Source organism: Microvirga sp. P5_D2 (genome assembly GCF_054049475.1).
This window is the reverse complement of sequence record NZ_JBFUMH010000415.1, coordinates 1-612: the sequence shown is the minus strand read 5'-3', so window position 1 is coordinate 612 and position 612 is coordinate 1. Positions and strand designations below refer to the sequence as shown.

General features: G+C 51.3%; 1 protein-coding gene. It reads left to right on the top strand.

All coding sequences use genetic code 11. The features are described 5' to 3' along the window. Positions 1–125: 125 nt before the first annotated feature. Positions 126–612, top strand: a 487-nt coding sequence (locus ACXJKO_RS32040; protein ID WP_457095018.1) for a diguanylate cyclase domain-containing protein, incomplete at its 3' end; no start/stop codon positions are given.

The following is a 612-nucleotide window of genomic DNA, read 5'->3' as shown; positions in this document are numbered from 1 at the left end:
AGCAGGAACTCACTCGGCTTCACTGGATCTTCTCAAGCCATGTAGGCTGCCTAATCCTTTTCGGACTTGGCCTTATAGGGCTACTTGCAAGACACAACATCCTCCTTAGGCGAACCTCTCGGAAGATGGCTAGTCTTGCAGCAGACCTCACCAACTTGGCTCATCATGATCCGCTCACCGGCCTTGCAAATCGCGTMTTATTCCGGGAGCGATTGGAGCAATCGMTGGAGAAAGCTCGCGATGTCGGATCAACCCTCGCGGTTCTGTACCTTGACCTTGATCTATTCAAAAACGTGAATGATACACTGGGGCATGAGACCGGTGACCAGCTCCTGAAAACTGTTGCCAATCGGATTCGGGGCTGCGTCCAGGACAATAGTGTCATTGCCCGGCTCGGTGGCGATGAATTTGCCATTCTTATCGAACCTGTCGACATAATGCAGGAATGCACAAATTTAGCTTCTCGTATCGTGCACGAGATAAGGTCGGTTTACGACATTGATGGGCATGAAATCGTCATTGGGACGAGCATTGGCATTGCATCTACGGAGCTTGGAACCTCGTCTCCGGATGAGCTTCTCAAGCAAGCCGATACGGCCTTGTACCGTGCAA